This is a genomic window from Stappia sp. TSB10P1A, assembly GCF_900185725.1.
Taxonomy (GTDB): Bacteria; Pseudomonadota; Alphaproteobacteria; order Rhizobiales; family Stappiaceae; genus Stappia.
In genome coordinates this window covers 478,247-502,446 of record NZ_FYAU01000036.1, presented here as the reverse complement: position 1 = coordinate 502,446, position 24,200 = coordinate 478,247, and the positions used below count along the sequence as shown (strand labels likewise).

The following is a 24,200-nucleotide window of genomic DNA, read 5'->3' as shown; positions in this document are numbered from 1 at the left end:
TTAACCGCGCCGCCGGCGGCGACGACGCCCGCCGTCGCCGTCTTCGTCCGCGCCCTCGCTCGCCGCGCGCGGCTCGGGCAGCGCGACCGCCGCGCGCAGCTTGACGAAGGGGTCCACCTTGTTGGGGATCGCCATGGCGTTGACGAAATGCTCCTGGAAGCGCGGCTCCAGCGCCGTCTCGATCTTCTCGATCTCGCGCACGACGCGCTCGACCGTGCGCCGCTCGCCGCGATTGATCAGCGCCATGCGCGCGCCGGTGCCGGCGGCATTGCCGACGCTCGCGACATGGGCGAGGTCGCAATCGGGGATCAGCCCGAGGATCATCGCGTATTTGGTGTCGATATAGCTGCCGAAGGCGCCGGCAAGGCGAATGCGCTCGATCGGCGGATTGCCGAGCTTGTCGGAGAGGAGCTGGATGCCGGCATAGAGCGCGGCCTTGGCGAGCTGAATGGCGCGGATGTCGGTCTGGGTGATGGTGAGCTCGATGCCTTCGCTCGCCACCACATAGGCGAAGGTCCGCCCCTTTTGCACCACGCGGGGCGAGCGCTCGGCGAGCGCGCCGTCGATCAGCCCGTCGACGGTGATGACGCCGGCAAGATAGAGCTCGGCGACCGCCTCGATGATGCCCGAGCCGCAAATGCCGGTGACGCCGACCTGGTCCTTCTTCTCCGCGAAGTCCGGATCGTCCGACCATTCGTCGAGGCCGATCACCTTGAAGCGCGGCTCGAGCGTGACCGGATCGATGCGGATGCGCTCGATGGCGCCGGGCGCGGCGCGCTGGCCGCAGGAAATCTCCGCGCCCTCGAAGGCGGGGCCGGTGGGGGAACTCGCCGCCAGCAGGCGGTCGCGATTGCCGAGCACGATCTCGGCATTGGTGCCGATGTCGACGACCAGCGTCAGGGCTTCGGCCTCGAACGGGCGGGTGGAGAGCGTCGCGGCGGCGGCATCGGCGCCGACATGGCCGGCGATGCAGGGCAGGATATAGGCGCGCGCGCCGGGATTGAGCTCCAGCCCCAGCTCGGAAGCCGGGATATGCACGGCGCCCGACACGGCGAGGGCGAAGGGCGCGCCGCCCAGCTCCGTCGGATCGATGCCGAGGAAGAGGTGATGCATGATCGGGTTGCCGACGAAGACGGCGTCCATGACGTCCTCGCGGGTGGCGCCGACATCTGCGACCAGCTTGGCGACCAGCGCATCGACCGCCGCGCGCACCGCCGAGACGAGATCGGGCAGGCGCGCCGGGTTCATCTGCACATAGGAGATGCGCGACATCAGGTCTTCGCCGAAGCGGATCTGCGGGTTCGAGGTGCCGGCCGAGGTGACGGTGCGGCCATTGGTAAGATCGCAGAGATGCGCGGCGATGGTGGTGGAGCCGATATCGACGGCAAGGCCATAGACGGTGGTCTTCTCGCCCGGCCACAGGGCGGTAACGCGCGGCGGGGCGTCGTCGTCCTGCCAGATTGCGGCGGTGACGCGCCAGTGGCCGGCGCGCAGCACCTTTTGAACCCTGGCCAAAAGCGGCGGATCGAGACTGAGGCCGGAAAGTCCGGAGGCCTCGGCAACTGCGGCAAGCAGCCGGTCGCCATCGCCGAGCGGCTGTTCCATGTCCGGCTCGCTGACCTCGACGGTAACAAGGCGGATGGCGCTGTCGGGCGCGACGGTGACGTTCTCGGCGCGCTTGCGCACCACCTGGCGATTGGTCTGCGCCTCCATCGGCACGTCGACCACCATGTCGCCGAGGATCGCGGCCTGACAGGAGAGGCGCCGGCCTTGCGGCAGGCCGCGCAGGGAGAGGTAGCGCGCCTCGGCATCGGTCACCGGGCCGAGATGGTCCGCCGTGCTGACGATCTGCTCCTTGGCGAAGGCGCCTTCGGAAACGGAGATCTGGCAGCGGCCGCAGATGCCGCGCCCGCCGCAGACGGATTCGACATAGACGCCGAGCGCGCGCGCGGCATCCAGCAGCGGCGTGCCGAGCGGGAACGTGCCCCGCCGGCCGCTCGGCTGGAAGACAACCTTTGCCGTTTCGGGCGCCTCGCTCATGGCCTCGCCCGTTCTCGTGGTTGGTCTTGCGTTCAAGCGCTGGCCCGCCTCCGTCCCTCGCGCCCGCCGCGCCGTCCGGAGCCGCCCGAGGCGGCGGGGGCGGGGGCCGGGCCGCCTTCCGCGCCCGGCTTGTAGTCGCGATAGGTCATGATCCAGTCGGAGCAGTTGGGATCGTTGCCGGTCAGCACGTTGGCCGCGCGCACCGCCTCCATCTCCTGCGGCCGGCAGGGGTTCATGATGGCGCTGGTCATGCCGGCGCCGATCACCATCGGGATGAAGCCGGCATTGATGCCGTGCCGATGGGGCAGGCCGAAGGAGATGTTGGAGAGGCCGCAGGTGGTGTTGACCTTCAGCTCCTCGCGCAACCGGCGGAGCAGGCGGAACACCTGCTGGCCGGCGCTGCCCATGGCGCCGATCGGCATGACCAGCGGATCGACGACGATGTCATGGGCGGGAATGCCGTAGTCGGCGGCGCGCTCGACGATCTTCTTGGCGACCGCAAAGCGCACGTCCGGGTCTTCCGAAATGCCGGTCTCGTCGTTCGAGATCGCGACGACCGGGACATTGTATTTCTTGACGAGCGGCAGGATCGCCTCGAGCTTTTCCTCCTCGCCGGTGACCGAGTTGACCAGCGGGCGGCCCTTGGCGACCCGAAGGCCGGCCTCGATGGCGGCGGTCACCGAACTGTCGATGGACAGCGGCACGTCGACGAGGCTCTGGACGATCTCCAGCGTCCTGACCAGCAGCGGCGGCTCGGTCTCGTTGGGATTGACGGCGGTGACGCCGGCATTGACGTCGAGCATGGTGGCGCCGGCGGCGACCTGGGCCAGCGCATCCTTCTCCACGGTGGAGAAGTCGCCGGCGGCCATCTCGGCGGCGAGCTTCTTGCGGCCCGTCGGGTTGATCCGCTCGCCGATGACGCAGAACGGCTGGTCGAAGCCGATGACGATCTCGCGGGTGGCCGAGGCGACGATGGTGCGGGTCATTGGGCTACCTCTGCGGGGTAAGTCGCGGTGCCAGCGGCGGGAAAGGACCAGCTCCCGCGGGCACTCAGCCAGTCGGCCGTCTTGGTCAGGCCGCCGAAGGGAAAGACGTGGATCTGCTGCAGCCGGGTTTCGGGCTGGGTCTGCACGCGCAGCTCCAGCGGGCCGACCATGGTCTCCGGATCGTAGCCCGACAGCATCGAGACGACGGCGCCGCCCCGCTTCTTCAGGAAGGAGAGCGAGTTCTCCACCCCGGCGAAGGCGGCATATTTCAGCAGCGTCGTCATCTTGGCCGGGCCGGCGACGCCGATATGCACCGGGAAGCGGTTGCCCCAGGCGGCGATCTCGTCGAGCCAAAGGCTGACCTTCTGCGGATCGAAGCCGAACTGGGTGACGATGTGGAACTCGGCATCGCTCTTTGCCGCGAGCTCATGCTTGCGCATCAGGAAGGCGCGGATGGTCTCGCGCGAGATTTCCGGCGCGCCCTCCGGATGGCCGGCAACCGCAATGCGGGTGATGCCGAGCCGGTCGAACAGGCCGGTCTCGATCATCGCGACGGAGGAGGCGATGGGGCCGGGCGTCGGCGCCTCGCCGGCCACCGCCAGCACCTCGCGCACGCCGGCTTCCGCGACGAGGCGGGTCAGCCGGTATTCGAAGGCGGCGAAGGAGGGATAGCGGCGCGCGGCCATGTGCGGCACGGCAACGAGGCCGGCATCAGTGACCGCGCGGGCGGCGCGGATGATGTCGTCCTCGCCGACATTGCCGAGATCGGTGAGGTAAAGGCGCGTGCCGGCGGGGACGAGACGGAGCAGCTCCGGCTTTTCCACCACCTGGCGGGGCGACATTTCCGTGGAGGCGGCAAGGCGCCCGAAATCGTTGAGGCGGTGGTCGGTCATGTCGCCGGTCCCGTGCTGGTGTGGTCGGGAGAGGGGGAGGCGGCCGCATCGAAGCCTTCGGCTGCGACCAGGGCCGCCAGCCGCTCCGGCGGATAGGCGGCAAGGAGATCGGCAAGCGCCGCCTCCGCTTCCGCCTCGATGTCGTCGCCGACCGCGACGGGATCGCCCCGCCGCCACTCGGCCAGATAGGCATCGCTGTCCTTCGCGCCGACGCGCATGGCGCAGCGGTCGACAGCCTGGATGAAGCGTTCGGGCAGCTCGCGGCGGGCGCTGGCGCGGCCGGCCCGGACCAGCACCTGGGCCGGGATGTCACGCCAGTAGACGATGGTTTTCTGCGCCAAGATGCGGCCCTTCGACCCGGCCGGGAACGCCTGTCGTCCCCGTGCTTTCGAGCATCATGATGCCTTTGGCCGGCCATCTCATCGGTGCACAGACGACACGGGAAAGCCAGAAAACGACAGCGGCGAAGGGGCGCCGGAACGCGGCACGCCCGCCGGGGGTTTTCGCTCCCGGCGGGCGTGCCTGTCGTCGTGCGGGAGGTGCGAGACTCAGGCCTCGGCCGTGCCTGCCGCTTCAGCCGTCCAGCGCGCATGCAGCCTGGCGATGTCGGCCGAGCACAGGTTGTGCATCTCGCGGCCGATCCGCTCGATCGGCCAGTCCCACCACGCCATCTCCAGCAGCATCGCGATCTCCTCGTCGGAGAAGCGCTTGCGGATCTCGCGCGCCGGATTGCCGGCGACGATGGTGTAGGGGGGAACGTCCTTGGTGACGAGCGCGCGGCTGCCGATCATCGCGCCGTGGCCGATGCGGATGCCGGGCATGATCATCGCTTCCGCGCCGATCCACACGTCATTGCCGACGACCGTGTCGCCCGCCGGGCGGTAGGCGTTTTCGGCGTCCGCGAAGGCCGGTTCCTCGGGCATGAAGAAGAACGGGAAGGTAGAGATCCAGTCCATCCGGTGGCCCTGGTTGCCCGCCATCATGAAGCAGGCACCGGTGCCGATGGAGCAGAAGCTGCCGATGACCAGCCGGTCGACATCGTCGCGGTCGGGCATCAGGTAGCGGGCGCAGTCGTCGAAGGAGTGGCCGTGGTAATAGCCGGAATAATAGCTGTAGCGGCCGACCGAAATGTTGGGATTGGTCACCTGCTCGCTCAGCAGCTTGCCCTTGAAGGGGCTGTCGAAAAAATTGCTCACGGGAGGTCGTCCTCTGTCGCGAGGCTGGGCCCTTTCCGGCCCGTTGGATGGGATGAGGGGACCGGTCCTGCGGCTCATGCCACGCAGACCCGTCCGTGCCGCCGGGACCGCGCTTCTAGCATGCGGGAGAGGGCGCGCAAGGACGCGGATGCAACAGGGGCGTGCAAACAAGCGGTGATCAGGTACTGAGCGTGGTGAGCCGCGTTTCCAGCAGGCCGTAGCCGGTGACCCGCTTGGCATAGGCAAGGCCGAGCCGCTCGGCGGCCGCGCGGGCCCGCGCCTCGATTTCCGGATCCGCCGCCTGTTCCAGATAGAGCAGGCGGGTGTAATTGCCGAAATAGGCGTCGCGCAGCTCGGGATGCGTGTCGAGCCCGAGCGGGCGGATCACCAGCGTCTCGAAATGGCGGGCGAGGAAATCGGTGAGATAGAAGGTGCCGGGCTCGGCCTCGGCTTCCGCGTCGAAGGCGTCGAGGCCGGCGAAGAAGGCATAGCAATGGGCGCCCTCGATCCGCTCCACCCCTTCCTCGGCCAGCACCGTGTCGAGCAGCCCGCCGGTGCCGCAATCGCCATAGCCGATGAGGATATGGGCGTAATGCGGCCGCAGCTTGCGGATCTCGGCGCGCACGGCGGCCGGGATCTTCTCCGGGCGGTTGTGAAGCTGCGCCGGCAGGCATTGCAGCTCCACATGGGTGAGGCCGTTGGCGTCAATGATGGCGAGGATCTCGCGCGCCAGCGCCCCGCAGGCGATCACCAGCACCTTTTCGCGAAAGGGCGCGGGTGCCGCCGGCATGGCTCAGCCCGCCCGCGCCACCAACTGGTTGTGCTTGCGCGCGATCAGCTCCTTGGCGAGTTCGACGGTCACCGCCGCGTCGCGCCCATAGGCATCGGCTCCGACCGCCTGGCTGAACTCCTCGTTCAGCGGCGCACCGCCGACCATGACGATATAGTCGTCGCGGATGCCCTTCTCGATCATCGTGTCGATGACGACCTTCATATAGGGCATGGTGGTGGTCAGCAGGGCCGACATGCCGACGATGTCCGGCTTGTGCTCCTCGATGGCCGCCAGATAGTTCTCGACCGGATTGTTGATGCCGATGTCGATCACCTCGAAGCCGGCGCCTTCCATCATCATCGAGACGAGGTTCTTGCCGATGTCGTGGATGTCGCCCTTGACGGTGCCGATCACCATCTTGCCGACCTTCGGCGCGCCGGTCTCGGCAAGCAGCGGGCGCAGCAGCCCCATGCCGGCCTTCATGGCATTGGCCGACATCAGCACTTCCGGCACGAAGAGAATGCCGTCGCGGAAGTCGACGCCGACGATGCGCATGCCTTCGACCAATGCGTCGGTGAGAATCCGGTAGGGCGTCCAGCCGCGCTCCAGCAGGATCTCCACGCCCTCGACGATTTCGTCCTTGAGGCCGTCATAGAGATCGTCATGCATCTGCTCGACGAGTTCCTCGTCGGACAGCGACCTGAGATCGAGATCGTCTTCCTGCGACATCGCGGGCGCTCCGTTTGCGCATTCGGGGGGCATGGCTCGCTTCCGGGCCTGCTTCCAGTACACTGGTTTGCACCGCCTCCCGTCGATATCTTCAATGCGACATGCGGAGTCGCGGGAGCGACAGCGCCGGCGTCCCGCGGACGCCTGCGCGATTTTCAAGGGGACCGGCGCGCCGATGGCCTTCGATTTCATCTTCATGCTGACGGAGGACGACAGCACCGTCCCCGATGCCCGAAGCCGGCTGGACGAGGTGCTGGCGGGCGGTGCACGGCATATCGGCTTCAAGGATGTCGGCCTGCCCTTCGAGGAGCTGCGGGGGCTCGCCCGCGACATCCGCGCCGCCGGCGGGCGGGTCTATCTGGAGGTGGTGAGCCTCGATGCGCAGAGCGAGTTGCGCTCGGCCCGCGCGGCCATCGGCCTCGAAGTCGACTGCCTGCTCGGCGGCACGCGGCCGGCCGAGGTGGCGCCGCTCCTGAAGGCGCATCCGATCCGCTACTATCCCTTTCCCGGCGAGATCGTCGGCCATCCGAGCGTCTTGGCCGGAACCATCGAGAGCATCACGGCAAGCGCCCGCGCGCTCGCCGAGCTGGAGAGCGTGCACGGGCTGGACCTGCTCGCCTATCGCTTCGCCGGCGACGTGCCGGCCCTGATGCGCAGCGTCTGCTCCGCCTGCGACAAGCCGGTGATCATGGCCGGCAGCATCGACCGGGCGGCGCGCATCGTCGAGGTGGCGGAGGCGGGGGCTGCCGGCTTCACCGTCGGCACGGCGGCGCTGAAGGGCCAGTTCGCGGCGCCCGAAGCCGGCCTTGCCGCGCAGGTGCGAGCGATCCTGTCGCTGACGCTGGAGGCGCGCCGCCGCTCCACCGCGCCGCGCCGCATCGCGCTGGTCGCCCACAATGCCCGCAAGGCGCATCTGCGCGCCTGGGTCGGCCGGCATGCGCAGGTGCTGCGCCGGCAGAAGCTGGTGGCGACCGGCGGCACCGGCGCCATGCTGCTGGAGGCGGTGCCGGGGCTTGCGATCCAGCGGCTGCAGCGCGGCTCGCATGGCGGCGACCAGCAGCTCGGCGCGCTGATCGCCACCGGCGAGCTGGACGCGGTGATCTTCTTCGCCGATCCGCATGGCCACCATTCCAGCGATGTCGACCTGATGGCGCTGACGCGGCTCGCCATCCTGCACGACACGCCGATCGCCTGCTCTCCGGCCGCCGCCGACCTCGTCGTCGCGGCAAGCCTCGCCGGGTAGGGGCTGTCCGCCGCTGCCCCCTTCGCGCCTGCCCCTCCTTGGCAGCATTCCGGCCAGGCGTGATGCCGCCGTCCCGCCTCAGGCGCCGTCCAGTTCGATGAGCAGATCCGCAAGGCGTCTTGCCGCCGGGCCCATCGCCTCGTCCAGCCGATGGGCGACATAGGCCTCCGACGCGATTTCGCCGCCGCGTCCCAGCGCGCCGACATTGAGCCGCACGAGGCGGCCCTGCTCGATGTCCCGCTCCACCAGCCAGGAGGGCAGGCGCCCCCATCCCGCGCCGCCGAGGATCAGGCTGTGCTTGGCGTCCTGGGTGTTGACCCGGCAGGTCTGCGGCGAGAGCACGCCGAAGTCGCGCCCTTCCGAGATGGAGGAGGGGTCCGACAGCACGATCTGGAGATGGTCGGCAAGATCCAGCACCTCCAGCGGGCGGCCGGGCTCCCCATGGGCGAGCGGATGCGCCGTGGCGACGACGGCAACCTGCGTGATCGAGGTCAGGGCATCGAAGCGGATGCGGGCATCGCGAAAATCCTCGCCGACCATGACGGAGAGGGCGCAGCGCTTCTGCTTCAGCGCGTCGAGCGGTCCGCCGAGCGGCTCGACCTGCACCCGCACGGACACCGAGGGAAAGTCCTGCCGCATCCGCGAGATCGCCCGGCCGACCTGCTGCTGCGGATAGAGCGTGTCGACCGCCACCGTGAGCTCCGTCTCGACCCCTTGCGCATAGCCGCGCGCCTTCGCCCGCAAGGCATCGACGCGCACGATGATGTCGCGCGCATTGCCGAGCAGCGCCCGGCCCTGGGGCGTCAGGACGGGACGGTGGCCCGAGCGGTCGAACAGCTCGACGCCGAGCTGGGCCTCGAGATTGGCGATGGCGACGCTCACCCCCGACTGCACGCGCGAGAGCTTCCGGGCGGCGGCGCGGAAGCTGCCGCTCTCGGCGATCGTCACGAAGGTGCGCATCTGGTCGAGGGTCAGGGCATCGAGCATGATCGATTCAGATGAACAAGTTGATAGATTTTATATCACTTAAACCGTTCGAACTTTGCGGGCAACGTCGACCTCATTCGCAATCAGACCTGAGGTTGAAACGATGGCCAGGGTTCTCGTGCTCTACTCCTCCTCCTATGGTCACATCGAGACGATGGCCGAAGCGGTGGCGGACGGCGCCCGCTTCCAGGGACGGCATGTCGCCGAGATCGCGCTGGCGCTCGCCGCCGGCCGGCAGGGCAGGGCGGCGTGACGGCCGCCGCTGCAAGGCCGGAGCCGTCCTCCACCAGATGGGCGGCCGTCGGCCTGATCGTCGGGGCCGGGATCGTCGCGGCGCTGCAGGTGGGCAAGGCGCCCATCGCCGCGCCCCTGCTGGAAGGCGATCTCGGCATCGGGCTTTCGGCGCTCGGCTGGCTGACCGGCGTCTTCGCCCTGATCGGGCTGGTCGGGGGCATCCCGACCGGGGCGCTGGTCGGCAGCTTGGGCGCGCGCCGCGTGCTGGTCGCGGGGCTGTTGATCACGACTGCGGGCGCGGCAGCCGGGGCGCTGTCCGCGGGTCTTGCGATGCTGATGGCCTCGCGGATCGTGGAGGGTGCGGGCTTCCTCTTGATCACCGTCGCCGCGCCGTCGCTTCTCGGGCGCGTTGCGCGGCCGGGCGACCGGGACCTCGCCTTCGCGCTGTGGAGCTGCTTCATGCCGCTCGGCATGGCGGCGGCGATGCTGGCCGGGCCGATGTTCGACGCCTGGCGGGCGATGTGGTGGGCGAGCGGCGGGCTTGCCCTGGCGCTCTGCCTGCTGGTGCCGCTCGTCGTGCCGGCCTCCGGCGAGCGCCACGGTTGGTCGTGGCAGCGCCTGCGGGCCGATACGGCGGCGGTCTTCGGCAATGCCGGCGCCGCCGGGCTTGCCGTCACCTTCGCGCTCTACAGCCTGATGTTCTTCGCGCTGTTCAGCTTCCTGCCCGTGCTGCTGATGGAGCAGATGGGCGTTTCCCACCGCACCGCCGGGCTGCTCAGCGCGCTGGCCTCCGCCGTCAACGTCGTCGGCAACCTGACGGCGGGCGTGATGCTGTCGCGGGGCGTCGGCCGGCCGGCGCTGCTGATCGGGGCCTGCCTGATCATGGGCGCGGCGAGCCTCGGCATCTTCCTGCCGCTGCTGCCGGCACCCGCGACGTTTCTCCTGTGCGTCCTGTTCTCGGCCGTCGGCGGGCTGATCCCGGCAACGCTGCTGTCGTCCGCGCCGATCGTCGCGTCCTCGGCCGCGCTGGTGCCCGTGGTGATCGGCCTGATCGTCCAGGGCAACAATCTGGGGCAGATCCTCGGCCCCGTCGCCGTCGGCAGCGCCATCGACCGGTTCGGCTGGAGCTCGGCCGCCGTCATCGTTGCCGGTGCGGCGGTGCTGGGAACAGCGGTGGTGGTGGCTTTCGCGCAGCGTGTCGCAACGCCTGCCGAGAGGGCCGGAGGAGCCCGATGAGCGTCGCCGATGCGGGACGCAAGGGCTTCTGCCTTGCCGAAGAGTTTCACCGGAGACGTCACAAACCGGCCGGCTCAATCGTCAAGGGGGATACAACACTCGAATGGAGCGGACTATGACGGCCAAGCCGGTAAACCACTACAAGAACGTCCCCGATGTCTTCGGGGCACTGGAGAATGTCCACGGGGCCATCGACGGGCACGGCCTCGACCGGATGCTGCATCATCTGGTGCAGCTTCGCGCCTCGCAGCTCAACGGCTGCGCCTATTGCGTCAAGATGCATACGAGGGAAGCGCGCGAGGACGGGGAAACCAACGACCGTCTCGACCGCCTGACGGTGTGGCGGCATGTCAGCGATTTTACCGCGAAGGAACGGGCCGCGCTCGCCTGGACTGAGGCGCTGACCCAACTCGACGGCAAGACCGACTACGGCCCCTTGCGCGCCGGGCTGCGCGAGCACTTCAGCGAGGCGGAGATCAGCGCCCTGACCGCGACGGTCGCGATGATCAACCTGTGGAACCGCATCCAAGTGTCCATGCACTGACACGCAATCCTCCGAAACAGTCTTGTTCGAAGAACGGCGCCCGCTCTGGCTGTCATGCCTGCGAAGGCAGGCATCCAGTATCCGCTGGCGGTTGTGGTGAAGCCTCAGGCGATGCTTCCGCACGGCAACGTCACGGCCGGAGGCGCGCGGCCTGTGGTTACTAGGTCCCGGTCTTCGGCTACGCCGAAACCGGGACGACAGGCGGAGGGGATGGGGCTTGGGAGGGACGACAGGCGGAGGGGGCGGGGCGAGGCGGCGTGTCCTCGCCGCCGTTCCTGTCGCATATGCCCCTCCCCGCGTCTTCCCGGACGAGCATCGCGAGATCCGGGACCGGGGAGGCACGGCGGTGGTGGCATCTTTCGGGAGCGCTTCCGCGGCCGCCCCGGCTCGCCGATCCCGGCTCGGCGCTGCGCGCCGTCCGGGAGGACGAAAGGAGGGGTGAGTGTGCCTTCGCCGCAGCGTCGTGGCGTGGCGCGGCGCCTAGAACAGTCCTTCGATCTGGCCGTTCGCGTCGAGGCGGATGTGGTTGGCCGACGGCACCTTGGGCAGGCCGGGCATGGTCATGATCTCGCCGCAGATCGCCACGACGAAGCCGGCGCCGGCCGAAAGGCGCACCTCGCGCACCGGCACGATGTGGCCGGTCGGCGCACCGCGCAAGGTGGGGTCGGCGGAGAAGGAATATTGCGTCTTGGCCATGCAGACCGGCAGATGGCCGAAGCCGTCCGCCTCCCAGCGCGCGAGCTGCTCGACCACCTGCTTGTCGGCGGCGATCCCCTCGGCGCGGTAGATCTTGCGGGCGATGGTCTCGATCTTCTGAAGCAGCGGCATCTCGTCCGGATAGATCGGCGCGAAATTGGGACTGCCGCCCTCGACCAGCTCGACCACCTTGCGGGCAAGGTCCTCGGTGCCCTTGGAACCGTCAGCCCAGTGGCGGCACAGCACCGCCTCGACGCCCTGCTCGGCGGCATAGGCCTGGAGCGCGGCGATCTCGGCATCCGTATCGCTGACGAAGTGGTTGATGGCGACGACCACCGGCAGGCCGAAGCTCTTCACGTTCTCGATGTGGCGGCCGAGATTGACGCAGCCGCGCACAAGCGCCTCGACATTCTCCTCACCCAGCGCCTCGCGGCCAACGCCGCCGTTCATCTTCAGCGCTCTGACGGTGGCGACGATGACCGCAGCGTCCGGCTTGAGGCCCGCCTTGCGGCACTTGATGTCGAAGAATTTCTCCGCGCCGAGATCGGCGCCGAAGCCGGCCTCGGTGACCACATAGTCGGCGAGCTTCAAGGCGGTCTTGGTGGCGATCACCGAGTTGCAGCCATGGGCGATATTGGCGAAGGGGCCGCCATGCACGAAGGCCGGGTTGTTCTCCAGCGTCTGCACGAGGTTCGGCTGCATCGCCTCCTTGAGCAGCACGGTCATGGCGCCGTCCGCTTCAAGATCGCGCGCGGTGACGGCGCTGCGGTCGCGGCGATAGCCGACGATGATGGCGCCGAGCCGCGTCTGCAGGTCGGCGAGATCGCGGGCAAGGCAGAGGATCGCCATGATCTCCGAGGCGACGGTGATGTCGAAGCCGGCCTCGCGCGGGAAGCCGTTGGCGACGCCGCCGAGCGAGGCGACGATCTGGCGCAGCGCCCGGTCGTTCATGTCCATCACCCGGCGCCAGGTGATGCGTCGGGTGTCGAGGCCGAGCGCGTTGCCCCAGTAGATGTGGTTGTCGATCAGCGCCGAGAGCAGGTTGTGGGCCGAGGTGATGGCGTGGAAGTCGCCGGTGAAGTGGAGGTTGATGTCCTCCATCGGCACGACCTGGGCATAGCCGCCGCCGGCCGCGCCCCCCTTCATGCCGAAGCAGGGGCCGAGCGAAGGCTCACGCAGGCAGATCGCCGCGCGCTTGCCGATACGGTTGAGCCCGTCGCCAAGGCCGACCGTGGTCGTGGTCTTGCCCTCGCCGGCCGGCGTCGGGTTGATCGCGGTGACCAGCACCAGCTTGCCGTCGGGCCGGTCCGCAAGGCCGGAAATGAAGTCGGAGCGGACCTTGGCCTTGGTCGATCCGTAGCTTTCCAGCGCCTCCGCCGGAATGTCGAGCTTCGCGCCGATCTCGGCGATCGGCTTCATCTTGGCGGCGCGGGCAATCTCGATATCACTGGCCATGGCAAACTGTCCTCTCCCGGGCGGTCGTTGATCTGCCGCCGTCTATCGTTCGATTTGGAAAGCCGATCCTAGAGGCTGAGGGCAGGGCCGACTGTTTGCGATCCGACATGTCGGCATCGCGCAATCGTCGTCCTGCGGGTGAAATGGGGTCTTGTCAGTCCTCGCCGGTGGCGACAGGCGTGTCCTCGCGCCCGCCCCATTCGGTCCAGGATCCGTCATAGACGGCGGAGCGGTCATGTCCGGTAAGGGCGAGCGCCAGCGACAGGATCGCCGCGGTGACGCCGGAGCCGCAACTGGTGATGACGGGGCGCGAGCGGTCGATGCCGGCCGCGTCGAAGGCGGCGGCAAGCTCCTCGGCCGGGCGCAGGCGGCCGTCCTCCATCAGCTCGGTGAAGGGCAGGTTCCGCGCGCCGGGCATGTGGCCGCCGCGCAGCCCTGCGCGCGGCTCCGGATCGGTGCCGGCGAAGCGGCCGCGCGAGCGCGCGTCGAGCACCTGCTGGCCGCTCTTCAGTGCCTGCGCCACCTTGTCGAGATCGGCGACGAGGCCGTTGTTGAGGCGGGCGGTGAAGTGGCGCTCGCCGCGCGGGGCGGGGGCGCCATCCTCGACCGGGCGGCCTTCCGCCTGCCACTTGGGCAGGCCGCCGTCGAGCACGAAGACCTGTTCGACGCCCATGGCGCGGAACATCCACCACACGCGGGCGGCGGAATAGAGCCCGACGCCGTCATAGACGACGATGGTCTGGCCGTCGCCGATGCCCATGCGCCGCATCATCGAGGAGAAGACATGGGCGGGCGGCAGCATGTGCGGCAGATCGCTGGTGGTGTCGGCGATGGCGTTGACGTCGAAGAACACCGCGCCGGGGATATGGCCTTGCGGATATTCCGGCGGCACGTCCGGCTGGCCGACCGGCGGCAGCCAGGCATTGACGACGACAAGGTCCGGCGAGGCGATCTTGTCGGCCAGCCACTGGGTCGAGACGAGCGGGGAAAGCACCATTGCTGAAAGCCTCGCTGGAGCGATGAAGGGGAAGAGAGAGGGGAGGGCGTCAGTCGGCGAGCTGGATGCGCACGCGCCGGTTCTGGCGGCCCTTCTTCTCGATCTTGGTGACGATGAGCGGGCCGATCTCCGAGGTGCGGCTGACATGGGTGCCGCCGCAGGGCTGCAGGTCGACATCACCGATGCGAACCAGCCGCACGCGGCCGCTGCCCATCGGCGGCTTGACGCTCATGGTCTTGACCATCTCGGGCTTGGCGAGCAGCTCCTCGTCGGTGATCCAGTCGGTGGTGACGGCATGATCGGCGGCGGCGATCTCGTTGACCTTCGCCGCGACCTCGTCCTTGTCCGGGCTGCCGTCGGGAATGTCGAAGTCGAGCCGGCCCTCGCCCTCGCCGATCTGGCCGCCGGTGACGGGGAAGGGCAGGACGACGGAGAGCAGGTGCAGGGCGGTGTGCACGCGCATCAACCGGTAGCGGCGGTCCCAGTCGAGATGCAGAACGATGGCCTCGCCGACGGCGGGAAGCGCCTCGCCCTCGGCCGGGACATGGACGATCTGGCTGCGGTCCTCGCCATAGACGGTGGTGGGAATCGCGATCTGGCGGCCGTCGGAAAGCTCGATCCGGCCGCTGTCGCCCGGCTGGCCGCCGCCGGCGGCATAGAAGACGGTCCGGTCGAGAACGAGGCCGCCGCGGTCGGTGATGGCGGTGACCCGCGCATCGCAACTGCGCAGATAGGCATCGTCTCGAAAAAGCAGATCCGTCATGAGAAATCCCCGATGATTCCGGCAGGAGCGCCAGCCTATCCGATCGGCACCGGCAATCAACCACCCGCCGGGGCGAGGATCACCCACCTCACAGGATCGGCGAGAACAGCCGCGCAGCCTGGGCGATGAGGCGGAAGCCGAAGGAGCGCACCTCCAGATCCTCCGGCGTGGTCGGCCGGGAATTGGCGAAGTCGGCCTCCAGCATCCTTTCGACCCGCTCGATGGTGCGCTCGTGGGTGAACCACAGCGTCACCTCGAAATTGATGTGGAAGGACCGGGAATCGAAGTTCACCGTACCGATGCCGGCGAGTGCGTCGTCGACCAGGATCACCTTCTGGTGCAGGAAGCCGGAGGTGTAGCGATAGACATTGATGCCATAGTCGACCATGTCGTCGGCATGGGCGTAGCTGGCGAGCCAGACCAGCCGGTGGTCGGCTTTTTCGGGCAGCAGGATGCGCACGTCGACGCCGCGCATGGAGGCGGCCATCAGCGCGGTCTGGATGGCCTCTTCCGGCACGAAATAGGGGCTGACGATCCACAGCCGCTCGCGCGCCCTGGCGATGGCCTCGGAAAAGGCGATGGCGCAGTCGTCGAACCGGTCGGCCGGGCCGGTCGGCATGACCAGCACCGGCTCGTCGCCCGGCTGCGGGATCGGCACCGGCAGATAGGGGCGGATCGGCGTGCCGGTCGCCCAGTGCCAGTCCTCGCAGAAGGACAGGGCGCAGGCGATGGCCGCCGGCCCCGCGACCTTCACATGGGTGTCGCGCCAGTGGCCGAAGATCGGCGACAGGCCGATATATTCGTCGCCGACATTGAGCCCGCCGACCCAGGCGGCCTCGCCGTCGACGACGACGATCTTGCGGTGGTTGCGGTAGTTGAGCCGCATCGGCCCGGTGAAGCGCAGCCATTTGTGGCGCTGGTTGAAGCCGGCGATCTGGACGCCGGCCTCGCGCAGCCGGCGGCGATAGCTGCGCGGCAGTTGCTTTGAGCCGACATCGTCGTAGAGCACATGGACGCGCACGCCCGCCTGGGCCCGCTCGATCAGCACCTCGGCGAGCCGCTGGCCGAGCCCGTCGTCGCGGATGATGAAGAATTGCACCAGCACCTCGTGCCGCGCCCCGGCGATGCCGGCGAAGATCGAGTCGAACGTGTCCGGCCCATCGACCAGCAGCTCGACCGAATTGCCGGCGAGAAACGGGATCTGGGCGATGCGGGTGAGCACCGGCCAGCTCGTGCTGGTGGTGGCGTCGGCCAGCCGCAGCTCTCCGGCGCGCGCGGCGCGGGTGGTGCGGCCGGCATAGGCGCGCACCTCGCCGTAATCCTCGAACCGCTTCCAGCCGAAGACGAGATAGAGGAAGGCGGTGGGGAAGGGCAGGAACAGCAGCGACAGCAGCCAGGCGATGGAGCCCTGCGAGGTGCGCGAATTCAGCACCTCGCGCACGGCGCAGACGGCGGCAAGCGTGTAGAGCGCGAAGGTGAACGCGGCGATGATCGGCAGGTTGGCGACAAACGCCTCGGCGAGATTGAAGTCGCGGATCATCTCAACTCGGAAGAAACGAGGGTCGAGGGAAGACGGTAGGGACGAACCTGCCCAAAGACAAGGCAGGTTCGCCGATTATCGACCGTCTGTTATCGACCGCCCGTTCTCGACAGCCTGGCGGCACCGCGCGCGACCGGTCGCGCCGGTCAGGCGACCTCCTCGAAGGGAGGGGCGATGGCGCTGGTCACGTGGTCCAGCCAGGCCGGCACCGGCAGATCCTTGGAGCGCAGGAACTCCGGGTTGAACAGCTTCGACTGGTAGCGCGTGCCGTAGTCGCACAGGATGGTGACGATGGTGTGCCCCGGTCCCATCTCGCGCGCCATGCGGATGGCGCCTGCGACATTGATCCCGGAGGAGCCGCCAAGGCACAGACCCTCGTGCTCCAGCAGGTCGAAGACGATCTGCACCGCCTCCGCATCCGGGATCTGGAACGGCATGTCGACCGGCGCGTCCTCAAGGTTGGCGGTGATGCGGCCCTGGCCGATGCCCTCGGTGATCGACGAGCCCTCGGCCTTCAACTCGCCATGGGCGTAATAGTGGTAGAGCGCCGCCCCCATCGGATCGGCGAGGCCGATCTTCACGCCGGCGTTGCGCGCCTTCAGCGCCATGCCGACGCCGGCCAGCGTGCCGCCCGAGCCGACGGCGCAGACGAAGCCGTCGACCTTGCCGTCGGTCTGGCGCCAGATCTCCGGGCCGGTGGTTTCCAGATGCGCCTGGCGGTTGGCGACATTGTCGAACTGGTTGGCCCAGATCGCGCCGTTGGCTTCCGTTTTCGCCATCTGCTCGGCAAGGCGGCCGGACAGTTTCACGTAATTGTTGGGATTGCGGTAGGGGACGGCCGGCACCTCGACCAGCTCCGCGCCGGCCAGCCGCAGCATGTCCTTCTTTTCCTGGCTCTGCGTCTCCGGGATGACGATCACCGAGCGGTAGCCGAGCGCGTTGCCGACCAGCGCCAGGCCGATGCCGGTGTTGCCGGCCGTGCCCTCGACGATGACGCCGCCGGGGCGCAGGGTGCCGCGCGCCTCGGCATCGCGGACGATGTAGAGGGCGGCACGGTCCTTGACCGACTGGCCGGGGTTCATGAACTCGGCCTTGCCGTAGATCTCGCAGCCCGTCAGCTCGGAGGCCCGGTTGAGACGGATCAGCGGCGTGTTGCCGATCGCATCGATCACGGAGGTCTTGATGTCCATCGCTCGTTCCGTCCGTTCAAGGGGCTTGCGGCCCCGGTTGCAGGCCGCCGGGGCCATCTGGTCGAATGGGCCGGCAGGGTAGGCCGGAGGGGCGGGGGCTTCAAGCGAGCCCATGCCAATTGTCAGGCGAACGTTGATAATCCTTTCGGCGCTGTTCTACAAAGTTGATCGATAAATCATGAGAGTGCACATAAGCTTGGAATGTCATGCTGGCGATGATCCAGCTTGCAGTCCGCATCGTAACAGGCACAGAGAGGTTCTCCCGAGCCGCCCGCGCCCGTATCCGGGATATATTGGCGCGACGCCGCAAGTGGAGTATGAGCGATGAGACGCGGCCCTTGGGGGGTGCCGCGACAGGGATTGGATTGGAATGGACGCATCACGCGAACGCGAACAGTTCGACGCGCTGCTGGCCGGATATGTGGCCGGCACGCTGGCCGAACCCGCAAGGCTGCTCGTGCGAAGCCATCTCGACCTGTCGCCGGTCAATCGCGGCTTCGTCCGCGATCTTGAAGCCGCCGGCGGAGCGATGCTGGAAGAGATCGCACCGGTGAGGATCGACAATCGCGACGCGATGCTCGCCGCGATTTTCCAGGCCCCGATTTTCCAGGACCCGGCCGACGAGCCGATCTCGGTTCCGCACCGGGCGCTGAAGACCCGGCTGCCGGCGCCGCTCTTCGACTTCATCGGCAAGGATGTGGCGGACCTGCCCTGGAAGACCAAGCTTCCGGGGCTGAAGGAATACCGGGTCGCCGAGATGGACGGCTGCAGCGCCAGCCTGCTGTGGATCCGCGCCGGCATGGCGATGCCCGCCCATACCCATCACGGCTCCGAACTGACGCTGGTGCTGGAGGGCGGCTTCACCGACCTGCATGGCCACTATGTGCGCGGCGACGTCGCCTATGCCGACGACGATGTCGACCATCGTCCGGTCGCCGACGACGACGAGGACTGCATCTGCTTCGCCGTGACGGAAGGCAGCTTGCGGCTCACCGGCCCGATCGGCCGGCTCTTCGCGCCCTTCATGCGCGGCTGAACCAGAGATCCGTCGGCGATCCGCCCGCGCCCGCCTGCCGTAAACCCCTGGAAACAGGATGGAGGCAGACGATGGCAACAACGACAGTTGGCCCGCAGGACGGCATTGCCTGGGTGACCGGCGCCAGTTCCGGCATCGGCGCCGGGCTGGCGCTCGAACTGCAGCGGCACGGCTGGACCGTAGCAGTGACGGCGCGCTCCGCCGAGGCGCTGGAACGGCTGAGGCAGCGGGCCGTGCCCGGCGCGATCCTGCCGATGCCGGGCGATGTTACCGATGCCGGGCGCATGGCGGAGATCGTCGCCGAACTGGAAGAGCGGCATGGCGGCATCGCGCTTGCCGTGCTGAATGCCGGCGTCTACCTGCCGGTCGACGGGACCGATCCCGACCTTGCCGCCTTTCACACCTCCTTCGACGTCAATCTCAAGGGCACGGTGAATGCCCTGGTGCCGCTGGTGGCGGCGATGAAGCCGCGCCGGCGCGGCCAGATCGCCATCGTCGCCTCGGTCGCCGGCTATCGCGGATTGCCGACCTCGGCGGCCTATGGCGCGACCAAGGCGGGGCTGATCAACCTGGCCGAGGCGATGAAGTTTGACCTCGACCGGCTCGGCATTCGCCTGCAACTGGTCTCGCCCGGCTTCGTCGACACGCCGGCGACCAAGGACAATCCCTTTCCGATGCCGCATCTGATGAGCGTCGATGCGGCGGTGGCCGAACTGGTCAAGGGGCTGGAGGCGCCGACCGGCTTCGAGATCACCTTCCCCAAGCGCTTCACCCGGCAGCTCAAGGCGCTGCGCCTGCTGCCCTACCGGCTGTACTTTCCGCTTGTCGCCCGCGCCACCGGCTGGTCGCGCAAGGGAGAGCCGAAGGACGACGCCAAGGAGTGAAGCCTGCCCGCTATGCGAGGGGCCGGCCCGGCGTCTCGTTTCGCTCGGCGAGCGAGCGGGCAAGCTCCGCATGCGCGCTGGCACCGAGCGGGAAGTTCCACATCAAGGCGATGGCGGCGAGCTTCAGCCCGACCGGCACCAGCGCATAGAGCGCGACCAGCATGGCGAGCCCGTCCGTGCCGGTGCCGTCGGCCGCGAAGCCGGCCAGATCGAGCAGCGGGAAGGCAAGGCCGACGGCGAGCGCCAGCGACAGTTTCGTTGCGAGCCCCCACAGCGCGAAATAGAGCCCGGACCGGCGGCTGCCGGTCGCAAGGCGGTCGACATCGATCACATCCGCCTGGATCGCCGAGGGGAGGGCGAGATCGGCGCCGAGCGCCAGGCCGGTCAGCACGCAGATGACGGCGAACCCGGCAAGGTCGCCGGGTCCCAGCAGCGGCACCAGCGCGAAGATCGCGCAGGCCCCAAGCATCGCCACCGACCAGCTTCGATGCTTGCCGAGCCGGCGCGAGACGGCGATCCACAGCGGCACGCCGGCAATGCCGCAGAAGAAATAGAGGAACAGGAACGGCCCCTGCATCTGCGGCGCCTCCAGCACCCGCGCGACGAAGAACAGGAACAGCGTCGCCGGCAAGCCGTTGGCGAAGCCGTTGACGACGAAGGCCACAAGCAACCGCAGGAAGGGGCGGTTGGCGGCAAGATGGGCAAGGCCCTGACGCAGGCCCGGCAGGGCGCGGCTCGCCTGCGCCGGTTCGGGGAGGGTGCGGACCGCGACGACGACCAGCAGCGGCAGCGACAGGGCGACGAGCCAGGCCAGCACCGCGAGTGCATCGCCCTGGCTGCCGGCGCCGCTCGCCTCCACCACCGCCGGCACCGAGATCGCGACCAGCGTGCCGACCAGCACCATCCCCTCGCGCGCGCCGGCGACGCGGCTGCGGCCGTGATAGTCGTCGGCCAGCTCCGCCCCCCAGGCAGTGTAGGGGATGATCGCCGCCGTATAGCCGAGCGACAGCGCCAGGCCCCAGCCAAGCAGATAGGTCCAGCCGGCATCCGGCGGCGGCGTCAGGATCATGAAGGCGGCGAGCGCGGCCGGAAGGGCGGCGAGCGCCAGCCAGCCGCGCCGCCGGCCGAGCGGCGGGTGGAAGCGGTCGGCGGCGAGCCCCACCAGCGGATCGGACACAGCGTCGGCGAGCCGCACGATCAGCAGGATGAAGCCGACCTGCGCGAGCGGCAGGCCGATGGTGCCGGCGTAGTAGCTCGGCAGGATGACGTAGAGCGGCAGGGTGAGCGCCGCCAGCGGCAGCGCCGGTCCCGCATAGGCCGCAAGTTGCGCCCATGACGGGCCCGGCGCTGGCGCCATGTGTCAGGGCGCCTTCACATAGATCATCTGGCGCACGTCGATATTGCCCGAGCGGAAGCCGGCCTCGCAGTAGTGGAAGTAGAACTCCCACAGCCGCTTGAACCGGTCGTCGAAGCCGAGCGGACGGATGCGCGGCCAGGCGGTCCAGAAGCGCTGGCGCCATTCCTCCAGCGTGCGTGCATAGTCGTGGCCGAAGATGCGCTGGGCCGCGAGCTGCAGGCCGGTGCGGGCGCCGAGCGCTTCCAGCTCGCCCGGCGGCGGCAGCATGCCGCCCGGGAAGACGTGGCGCTGGATGAAGTCCGGCGTGCGGCGGTAGTCGTCGAACAACTGGTCCTGGATGGTGATGATCTGCAGGCCGGCGCGGCCGCCGGGCTTCAGGCAGTTCGAGACGGTCTGGAAATAGGTGCTCCAATACTCCTCGCCGACCGCCTCGAACATCTCGATCGAGGCGACGCGGTCGTATTGCCGGCGCTCGTCGCGGTAGTCCTGCAGCTTCAGCGTCACCCGGTCGGCGAGCCCCGCCTCCTGGATGCGCTTGGAGGCGAAGTCGAACTGCTCGCGCGAGATGGTGAGGCCGGTGACCCTGGCGCCGATCTCGCTCGCCACGAACTCGGCAAAGCCGCCCCAGCCGCAGCCGATCTCCAGCACATGGTGATCGGGCGCGATGCCGCTTTCCTCCGCCAGCGCCCGGTATTTGCGCTTCTGCGCCTGTTCCAGGTCGTTGACGCCGCCGTCATAGAGCGCCGAGGAATAGGTCATCGTCGGGTCGAGCCATTCGCGGTAGAAGGCATTGCCGAGATCGTAATGGGCCGAGATGTTGCGCCGCGAGCCGGAGCGGGTGTTGCGGTTCAGCCAGTGGCGGACGCGCACCATCATCCGGAAGATCGGGCTGCCGCGCAGCATGTCGGCGGTGGCGTCGCGGTTGCGGCAGAACAGCTCCAGGAAGGTGGTGACGTCGGAACTGGTCCACTCGCCGACCATGTAGCTCTCGCCGACGCCGATGTCGGAGCCGCTGAGCAGGCGGCGGATGAAGCGCCAGGAATGGATGCGCACCTGCGCGTCCGGTCCCGGCGCCTCGCCGCGAATGAGGAAGCGGCGGCCTTCCGGCGTTTCCACGCTCAAGGATCCGGCCTTGAGATTGAGGGCGATGCGCAGGCCGAGGCGGGCGAGCCGGGGAAGTCCGGCCAGCACCTGGCGGGCGTTTTCAGGTGTGAGAAGGATCGCAGTCGACATGATCGGTCGCTCCTCGTCGGACAGCCGGGACACTTCAGCTCCCCGTATATGCTTTGTGGCGTCGAATGGTTCCCGGACGTTGAGACGGCGAATGAAAGGGCGCGCCCTTGAGCCAGAGCCGGAACGCTTCCCAGTGGATTCCGGCGATTACTTTGAGTGTCATGAACGGGATTTTCAAGCAGAGCGAGAACAGTGCGCGGCTCGTCGCCGGCACCGCCGTTCCCGCGAAGGCGGCGGAGAGCAGGGGTCCCGTAGCGTCACTTTCCAGGATGCGCACGCGCACCGCCTTGCCCGGCGGCAGCACGCGGAAGGCATAGGTCTGCGCCATGTCGATGAAGGGCGAGACATAGAAGGCCTTGGCGCGGGACTGGCGGATGCCCTCCGGCCCGCGCTGGCGCTCGCGCACCGGCTCCACATAGGTGTGGATGTCGCCGAACGTGTTGCGCACCTCGTAGACCAGCGCCACGAGCTCCCCGTCCGCGCCATAGGCGAAATAGACGGACAGCGGGTTGAACACGTAGCCGAGGATGCGCGGATAGCACAAAAGCAGGATCCGCGCCGGCGGCGTGTCGATCCCGCGCGCGGCGAGCAGGCCTTCCACATGGGCGCGCAAGGGCGTGCCGTCGCGCGGACCATGGTCGGCCGCGTGGAAGGAGGCGAGGTTGAAGCGGCCGACCGAGAACAGCCGCGACTGACGGTCGGCTTCATTCAGCCGGTCGAGGTCGATCAGCAGCGAGAACACCGTGTAGTCGAAGCGGTGGCCGAACGGCTTCAGCCGCGCATGCATGACCTTGCCCGGATAGAGCACGGCCGCGGCCTCCGGCGGCGGGCCGTTGGCCTCCCGCGTCGTCGCCATGGGGCGTGGCCTGGTCATTCTGCGGCCTCCGCGGTGCGCGCGACGCCGTCCGCGCCGACCCGCCAGGGAATGTCGCAGCCGATCGCCTCGGCGACCGAGAGGCCGGCGGCAAGGCCGTCCTCGTGGAAGCCGTGGCCGCACCAGGCGCCGCAGAACCAGGTGTTGCGGTCGCCCTGGATCTGGCCGAGCGCCTTTTGGGCGGCGATGGCGGCCGCGTCGAACTGTGGATGATCGTACTCGAAGGCGCCGAAAGTAAGGTCTTCGCGCGGCGGCACCAGCGGATTGAGGCTGACGAAGACCGGCTTGTCCTCTGGCAGGTTCTGCAACCGGTTCATCCAGTAGCTGACCGAGGCGTCGCGATAGGGCGCGCCCGGATCGCTGGAGGCGATGTAGTTCCACGACGCCCAGACCCGGCGCCGGCGCGGCATCAGGGCGCGGTCGCGGTGCAGGTAGACCTGGTTCGGCCGGTAGCGGATGGCGCCGAGGATGTTGCGCTCTTCCGGCGAGGCATCGGCGAGCATGGCCAGCGTCTGGTCGGTATGGGAGGCGAGCACGACATGGTCGAACACGTCCTCCTGTCCCGACGTGTCGCGCACATGCACCCGCCCCTTGCGGCGGGTGACCTCGGCGACCGGGGTCGCCAGCCGCACGCGGCCCTGCAGGGGCGACAGCAGCCGCTCGACATAGCTGCGGCTGCCGCCGGTGACCGTGCGCCAGACCGGACGGTCGTGGTTGACCAGCCGGTGGTTCTCGAAGAAGGCGACGAAATTCTCCGCCGGGAAATCGAGCATGTGGGCCGGCGGCGTCGACCAGATCGCCGCGCCCATCGGCAGCAGATAGTCGGAGGCAAAGCCGGGCGAGAATTTCCGGCGCTGGAGATAGTCGCCGAGCGACAGGCCGACGAGGTCGCCGCAGGCGCGGTCGAGGACGCACAGGCGGTTGAAGCGCAGGATCTCGCGCAGCATCCACAGAAACCGCGGCGAGACCATGTTGCGCCGCTGGCCGAAGATCGTGCCGAGGCTGCTGCCCGACCATTCCCGCACGCCGCCGTCGAGCGAGAAGGAGAAGCTCATGTCGCTGGCCTCGCTGGCGACGCCGAGGTGATCGAACAGCGCGGTCAGGTTGGGATAGTTGAGCTCGTTGTAGACGATGAAGCCGGTGTCGACGGCCAGCCGCGTGCCGTCATAGTCGATGTCGACGGTGGCGCTGTGGCCGCCGGGGCGCGCCCGCTTCTCGTAGAGCGTGACGTCGTGCCTTTCGCTCAAGGCCCAGGCGGCGCTGTTGCCGGCGATGCCGGAACCGATGACGGCGATGCGCATTAAATGTCCTTCTC

At 68.6% G+C, this 24,200-nt stretch carries 22 protein-coding genes and 1 pseudogene; 6 read left to right on the top strand and 17 right to left on the bottom strand.

Annotated features, from left to right (window positions below; all coding sequences use genetic code 11):
* The 7 genes from TSB10P1A_RS20860 to TSB10P1A_RS20830 form a co-directional block, all read right to left on the bottom strand.
* A complete protein-coding gene (locus tag TSB10P1A_RS20860) occupies positions 1-2,040 on the bottom strand; it encodes an ASKHA domain-containing protein (RefSeq protein ID WP_186389862.1) in 2,040 nt (679 codons plus the stop codon).
* A gap of 32 nt (positions 2,041-2,072) precedes the next feature.
* Positions 2,073-3,026 carry a methyltetrahydrofolate cobalamin methyltransferase gene (locus TSB10P1A_RS20855; protein ID WP_186389861.1) on the bottom strand — a complete coding sequence of 318 codons (954 nt, stop codon included), beginning with the start codon at positions 3,024-3,026 and terminating at the stop codon, positions 2,073-2,075.
* Positions 3,023-3,919: a methylenetetrahydrofolate reductase gene (locus TSB10P1A_RS20850; protein ID WP_186389860.1), complete on the bottom strand. Its 897-nt coding sequence runs from the start codon at positions 3,917-3,919 to the stop codon at positions 3,023-3,025. The genes TSB10P1A_RS20855 and TSB10P1A_RS20850 overlap by 4 nt, the downstream gene beginning before the upstream one ends.
* Positions 3,916-4,260 carry a virulence factor gene (locus TSB10P1A_RS20845; RefSeq protein ID WP_186389859.1) on the bottom strand — a complete coding sequence of 115 codons (345 nt, stop codon included), beginning with the start codon at positions 4,258-4,260 and terminating at the stop codon, positions 3,916-3,918. Before TSB10P1A_RS20845 ends, TSB10P1A_RS20850 begins: the two co-directional genes overlap by 4 nt.
* Before the next feature lie 207 nt (positions 4,261-4,467).
* On the bottom strand, positions 4,468-5,115 hold the full coding sequence (gene catB, locus TSB10P1A_RS20840) for a type B chloramphenicol O-acetyltransferase (protein ID WP_186389858.1): 648 nt from the start codon (positions 5,113-5,115) through the stop codon (positions 4,468-4,470).
* A 178-nt stretch (positions 5,116-5,293) separates the two neighbouring features.
* Positions 5,294-5,905 carry a DUF1638 domain-containing protein gene (locus tag TSB10P1A_RS20835; RefSeq protein WP_186389857.1) on the bottom strand — a complete coding sequence of 204 codons (612 nt, stop codon included), beginning with the start codon at positions 5,903-5,905 and terminating at the stop codon, positions 5,294-5,296.
* A gap of 3 nt (positions 5,906-5,908) precedes the next feature.
* Positions 5,909-6,616 (bottom strand): B12-binding domain-containing protein, encoded by a 708-nt coding sequence (locus TSB10P1A_RS20830; RefSeq protein WP_186389856.1) that lies wholly within the window; start codon positions 6,614-6,616, stop codon positions 5,909-5,911.
* Positions 6,617-6,791: 175 nt separating this feature from the next.
* On the opposite strand from TSB10P1A_RS20830, the gene TSB10P1A_RS24020 reads away from it, so the two are divergent.
* Positions 6,792-7,859, top strand: coding sequence for a methylglyoxal synthase (locus TSB10P1A_RS24020; protein WP_186389855.1), 1,068 nt, complete (start codon positions 6,792-6,794; stop codon positions 7,857-7,859).
* Between the two features lie 78 nt (positions 7,860-7,937).
* Here the strand turns inward: TSB10P1A_RS24020 and TSB10P1A_RS20820 are convergent, their stop codons facing one another.
* Positions 7,938-8,846, bottom strand: coding sequence for a LysR family transcriptional regulator (locus TSB10P1A_RS20820; RefSeq protein WP_186389854.1), 909 nt, complete (start codon positions 8,844-8,846; stop codon positions 7,938-7,940).
* Positions 8,847-8,949: 103 nt separating this feature from the next.
* Between TSB10P1A_RS20820 and TSB10P1A_RS20815 the strand changes: the two are divergent.
* The 3 genes and pseudogenes from TSB10P1A_RS20815 to TSB10P1A_RS20805 all read left to right on the top strand — a co-directional run.
* Positions 8,950-9,048: pseudogene (locus TSB10P1A_RS20815) on the top strand (NAD(P)H:quinone oxidoreductase); the annotation flags it as partial.
* Between the two features lie 47 nt (positions 9,049-9,095).
* Positions 9,096-10,316: a CynX/NimT family MFS transporter gene (locus tag TSB10P1A_RS20810; RefSeq protein WP_186389853.1), complete on the top strand. Its 1,221-nt coding sequence runs from the start codon at positions 9,096-9,098 to the stop codon at positions 10,314-10,316.
* A 115-nt stretch (positions 10,317-10,431) separates the two neighbouring features.
* Positions 10,432-10,860: a carboxymuconolactone decarboxylase family protein gene (locus TSB10P1A_RS20805; protein ID WP_186389852.1), complete on the top strand. Its 429-nt coding sequence runs from the start codon at positions 10,432-10,434 to the stop codon at positions 10,858-10,860.
* Between the two features lie 480 nt (positions 10,861-11,340).
* Here the strand turns inward: TSB10P1A_RS20805 and TSB10P1A_RS20800 are convergent, their stop codons facing one another.
* The 5 genes from TSB10P1A_RS20800 to TSB10P1A_RS20780 all read right to left on the bottom strand — a co-directional run bounded on the left by TSB10P1A_RS20800 (position 11,341) and on the right by TSB10P1A_RS20780 (position 17,501).
* Entirely contained in the window at positions 11,341-13,011 is a 1,671-nt protein-coding gene (locus TSB10P1A_RS20800) for a formate--tetrahydrofolate ligase (RefSeq protein WP_186389851.1), read from the bottom strand.
* Between the two features lie 154 nt (positions 13,012-13,165).
* Positions 13,166-14,008, bottom strand: a complete 843-nt coding sequence (sseA, locus tag TSB10P1A_RS20795) for a 3-mercaptopyruvate sulfurtransferase (RefSeq protein WP_186389850.1) — start codon at positions 14,006-14,008, stop codon at positions 13,166-13,168.
* Positions 14,009-14,057: 49 nt separating this feature from the next.
* On the bottom strand, positions 14,058-14,771 hold the full coding sequence (locus TSB10P1A_RS20790; protein WP_186389849.1) for an alanyl-tRNA editing protein: 714 nt from the start codon (positions 14,769-14,771) through the stop codon (positions 14,058-14,060).
* Between the two features lie 88 nt (positions 14,772-14,859).
* Entirely contained in the window at positions 14,860-16,311 is a 1,452-nt protein-coding gene (gene cls / locus TSB10P1A_RS20785; RefSeq protein WP_186389848.1) for a cardiolipin synthase, read from the bottom strand.
* A 146-nt stretch (positions 16,312-16,457) separates the two neighbouring features.
* Positions 16,458-17,501 carry a cysteine synthase A gene (locus TSB10P1A_RS20780; protein WP_186389847.1) on the bottom strand — a complete coding sequence of 348 codons (1,044 nt, stop codon included), beginning with the start codon at positions 17,499-17,501 and terminating at the stop codon, positions 16,458-16,460.
* 370 nt (positions 17,502-17,871) lie between these two features.
* Between TSB10P1A_RS20780 and TSB10P1A_RS20775 the strand changes: the two genes are divergently transcribed.
* A complete protein-coding gene (locus tag TSB10P1A_RS20775; RefSeq protein WP_186389846.1) occupies positions 17,872-18,537 on the top strand; it encodes a ChrR family anti-sigma-E factor in 666 nt (221 codons plus the stop codon).
* Positions 18,538-18,608: 71 nt separating this feature from the next.
* Positions 18,609-19,421, top strand: a complete 813-nt coding sequence (locus TSB10P1A_RS20770) for an SDR family NAD(P)-dependent oxidoreductase (protein WP_186389845.1) — start codon at positions 18,609-18,611, stop codon at positions 19,419-19,421.
* Positions 19,422-19,431: 10 nt separating this feature from the next.
* On the opposite strand, the gene TSB10P1A_RS20765 is transcribed toward TSB10P1A_RS20770, so the two are convergent.
* Genes TSB10P1A_RS20765 through TSB10P1A_RS20750 form a run of 4 tightly spaced genes read right to left on the bottom strand, consistent with a single transcriptional unit; the run spans position 19,432 to position 24,186 of the window.
* Entirely contained in the window at positions 19,432-20,778 is a 1,347-nt protein-coding gene (locus TSB10P1A_RS20765; protein ID WP_186389844.1) for an MFS transporter, read from the bottom strand.
* A gap of 3 nt (positions 20,779-20,781) precedes the next feature.
* Positions 20,782-22,011 carry a cyclopropane-fatty-acyl-phospholipid synthase family protein gene (locus TSB10P1A_RS20760; protein WP_186389843.1) on the bottom strand — a complete coding sequence of 410 codons (1,230 nt, stop codon included), beginning with the start codon at positions 22,009-22,011 and terminating at the stop codon, positions 20,782-20,784.
* 34 nt (positions 22,012-22,045) lie between these two features.
* The gene (locus TSB10P1A_RS20755) at positions 22,046-22,885 is read right to left on the bottom strand and encodes a DUF1365 domain-containing protein (RefSeq protein WP_208987165.1); all 840 of its coding nucleotides are present in this window, start codon (positions 22,883-22,885) and stop codon (positions 22,046-22,048) included.
* Positions 22,882-24,186, bottom strand: coding sequence for an NAD(P)/FAD-dependent oxidoreductase (locus tag TSB10P1A_RS20750; RefSeq protein ID WP_186389842.1), 1,305 nt, complete (start codon positions 24,184-24,186; stop codon positions 22,882-22,884). The genes TSB10P1A_RS20755 and TSB10P1A_RS20750 overlap by 4 nt, the downstream gene beginning before the upstream one ends.
* Positions 24,187-24,200 lie beyond the last annotated feature (14 nt).

Coding starts and splice junctions, on each gene's coding strand:
- TSB10P1A_RS20775 (WP_186389846.1), top strand. CDS start 17,872: ATGGACGCATCACGCGAACGCGAACAGTTCGACGCGCTGCTGGCCGGA.
- TSB10P1A_RS20835 (WP_186389857.1), bottom strand. CDS start 5,905: ATGCCGGCGGCACCCGCGCCCTTTCGCGAAAAGGTGCTGGTGATCGCC.
- cls (WP_186389848.1), bottom strand. CDS start 16,311: ATGATCCGCGACTTCAATCTCGCCGAGGCGTTTGTCGCCAACCTGCCG.
- TSB10P1A_RS20860 (WP_186389862.1), bottom strand. CDS start 2,040: ATGAGCGAGGCGCCCGAAACGGCAAAGGTTGTCTTCCAGCCGAGCGGC.
- TSB10P1A_RS20760 (WP_186389843.1), bottom strand. CDS start 22,011: ATGTCGACTGCGATCCTTCTCACACCTGAAAACGCCCGCCAGGTGCTG.
- TSB10P1A_RS20830 (WP_186389856.1), bottom strand. CDS start 6,616: ATGTCGCAGGAAGACGATCTCGATCTCAGGTCGCTGTCCGACGAGGAA.
- TSB10P1A_RS20800 (WP_186389851.1), bottom strand. CDS start 13,011: ATGGCCAGTGATATCGAGATTGCCCGCGCCGCCAAGATGAAGCCGATC.
- TSB10P1A_RS24020 (WP_186389855.1), top strand. CDS start 6,792: ATGGCCTTCGATTTCATCTTCATGCTGACGGAGGACGACAGCACCGTC.
- TSB10P1A_RS20780 (WP_186389847.1), bottom strand. CDS start 17,501: ATGGACATCAAGACCTCCGTGATCGATGCGATCGGCAACACGCCGCTG.
- TSB10P1A_RS20855 (WP_186389861.1), bottom strand. CDS start 3,026: ATGACCCGCACCATCGTCGCCTCGGCCACCCGCGAGATCGTCATCGGC.
- TSB10P1A_RS20750 (WP_186389842.1), bottom strand. CDS start 24,186: ATGCGCATCGCCGTCATCGGTTCCGGCATCGCCGGCAACAGCGCCGCC.
- TSB10P1A_RS20790 (WP_186389849.1), bottom strand. CDS start 14,771: ATGACGGATCTGCTTTTTCGAGACGATGCCTATCTGCGCAGTTGCGAT.
- TSB10P1A_RS20755 (WP_208987165.1), bottom strand. CDS start 22,885: ATGACCAGGCCACGCCCCATGGCGACGACGCGGGAGGCCAACGGCCCG.
- TSB10P1A_RS20765 (WP_186389844.1), bottom strand. CDS start 20,778: ATGGCGCCAGCGCCGGGCCCGTCATGGGCGCAACTTGCGGCCTATGCG.
- TSB10P1A_RS20850 (WP_186389860.1), bottom strand. CDS start 3,919: ATGACCGACCACCGCCTCAACGATTTCGGGCGCCTTGCCGCCTCCACG.
- TSB10P1A_RS20805 (WP_186389852.1), top strand. CDS start 10,432: ATGACGGCCAAGCCGGTAAACCACTACAAGAACGTCCCCGATGTCTTC.
- TSB10P1A_RS20820 (WP_186389854.1), bottom strand. CDS start 8,846: ATGCTCGATGCCCTGACCCTCGACCAGATGCGCACCTTCGTGACGATC.
- sseA (WP_186389850.1), bottom strand. CDS start 14,008: ATGGTGCTTTCCCCGCTCGTCTCGACCCAGTGGCTGGCCGACAAGATC.
- TSB10P1A_RS20770 (WP_186389845.1), top strand. CDS start 18,609: ATGGCAACAACGACAGTTGGCCCGCAGGACGGCATTGCCTGGGTGACC.